This is a genomic window from Streptomyces sp. NPDC050263, from assembly GCF_040655955.1.
Lineage (GTDB): Bacteria > Actinomycetota > Actinomycetes > Streptomycetales > Streptomycetaceae > Streptomyces.
On the sequence record NZ_JBFAKW010000278.1, the window covers coordinates 1 to 2,097 of the forward strand.

The 2,097-nt window shown below is 67.5% G+C and carries 2 protein-coding genes; one reads left to right on the forward strand and one right to left on the reverse strand.

What is annotated here, in order from left to right; all coding sequences use genetic code 11:
• Positions 1-35: 35 nt before the first annotated feature.
• Complete coding sequence (locus tag AB0J04_RS45935; RefSeq protein WP_363174695.1) at positions 36-815, reverse strand: fumarylacetoacetate hydrolase family protein; 780 nt, start codon at positions 813-815, stop codon at positions 36-38.
• Positions 816-1,000: 185 nt separating this feature from the next.
• Here AB0J04_RS45935 and AB0J04_RS45940 point away from each other — a divergent pair, with 185 nt between their 5' ends.
• Positions 1,001-2,032, forward strand: a complete 1,032-nt coding sequence (locus AB0J04_RS45940; RefSeq protein ID WP_363174697.1) for a LacI family DNA-binding transcriptional regulator — start codon at positions 1,001-1,003, stop codon at positions 2,030-2,032.
• The last annotated feature ends 65 nt before the right edge of the window (positions 2,033-2,097 follow it).

Genomic DNA, 2,097 nt, shown 5'->3' on the forward strand with positions numbered 1-2,097 from the left:
GCAGGCCCTGTGATGTAGGTGGTGGGCGTCCGGAGTCAGAGACTCTCGGCCACGACCGGATTGCGCAGCACGCCGATGCCCTCGATCTCCACCTCGACCTCGTCCCCGGGGCGGATCGGCCCGACACCGGCAGGAGTCCCGGTCATGATCGCGTCTCCGGGCAGCAGCGTCAGATGCCGGCTGAGGTAGCTGACCAGGTCGGGAACGGCGAGCAGCAGGTCGGCGGTGCTCGCCGCCTGCGTGACGGCGCCGTTCACACGGGTCGTCAGCCGCAGTGCCGACGGGTCGAGTCCGGTCGCGATGACCGGCCCGAGGGGAGCGAACGTGTCCTGTCCCTTGCCGATCAGCAGTGTGCCGTATGCGCTTTCCTTACGCTGCACGATGCGGTCGCTGACGTCATTGCCGCACGTATAGCCGAGGATGTACTCATGGGCCTCGGAAGGCTTCACATGGCGGGCTCTCTTTCCGATGACGACGACCAACTCGCCTTCGAAATGGACCAGTTCGCCATCTGCCGGATAAACGATTGCCTCATCCGGTCCGATCACCGCGGTGCTCGGCTTCATGAAGCACACGGGGACTTCCGGAACCTCACGGTCGGTCTCGTCGACGTGTGAGGCGTAGTTATAGGCGAACCCGAAGATCCGGGGCGCCTCGAGCGGCGGGAGAACGACCACGTCGCCGACTTCGTCGATGCGCCCTGTAGGGGACAACCCGGTGAAGGGATCGCCCTCGAATCGCGCGATCCCGGAGTCATCCGCTTCGAATTCCCCGTAGTGACGCACACCGTCGACGGCATACCTGACGATCCGCACGGACACCTCCGCAACTAGGCAGCCGACAACGACTGCACGGCCCATCCAGCAATGCTAACGTTAGCACAAAGACGATGATCAACCCGATGCCGCCACCTCTCCGACCACGGAGCGCAACGCAAGTGCTATCGTTGGCATACGGAAAGTGACGGCAGCGGGATCAGCCAGCTCGAGGGGGCCCTTACGTGATCACGACCAGGGACATCGCCGAACGCCTCGGAATCTCCGTCTCGACGGTCGGCCGGGCCCTCTCCGACGATCCCCGCATCAGCGAGGAGACCAAGTTCCGGGTCCGCCAGGCCGCTTCCGAGATGGGGTACGTCGGCAACCGCGCGGCCCGGATGATGCGCGGAGCGTCCAGCAACGTGGTCGCACTGGTGATCCCGGACATCCGCAACAGCTTCTACTCGACGATCGCGCACGAGCTGTCCAAGAACATGGAGGCCGAGGGCTTCCAGCTGATGCTCTCGGAGACCGACGACGACCGGACGATGGAGCTGCGCCACCTGCGGGAGCTGTCCGCGAACCGTGTGGCCGGCGTCATCATCGTGCCCACCGCACGCCCACACAGCGAGTCGGTCAAGCTCCTGCGCGGCCTGCCGCACCTCCAGTTGCTGCGCCACCATCCGTCGCTCGGTTCCCAGTGGTTCGGTGTGGACGACCACGAGGCCCTGCGTCAGGCCACGGCGCATCTGGTGGCGCTGGGCCACACGCGCATCGCGTATCTGGGCGGACCCGAGGAGCTGCCCACCGGCGCGGAGCGTCTGCGCGGCTTTCGCAGCGCCCTGGCCGAGGGCGGATTGCCGGCCGACGGCGGGCGTACGGAGCTGGGCCCGCCGTCGTCGGTGAACCACGGCCGCCAGGCGGTGCGCCGGCTGCTGACGGGCCCGGAGGCGCCCACCGCTCTGGTACTGGGATCGATCCAGCTCACTCGGGGGGTCCTGGAGGAGTTGTCCGAGCAGGGCGTGAAGGTGCCCGGGGAACTGTCCGTGGTCGGTTTCGGGGACGAGCCCGGGTTCTCCTGGTGGGGTCCCGGACTCACCACGATCGGCCTGCCGATCCAGGAGATGGCCACCGGCTGCGCGCTCTGGCTGATGCGTCGGCTCAAGACCAAGCCGGACCATGCCGGCCCGTACACCTCGGTCTCCCCCGGGTCGCTGGTATTGCGCGGCAGCACGGCGCCCTCCGACGGAAAGGCTCCGTCAGGGTCCGTCTGAGCCAGGGACGGTCCCACCCGCACGACGGTGCCGCACGCACGAAGGCGCCCGGAGCTCGTGCTCCG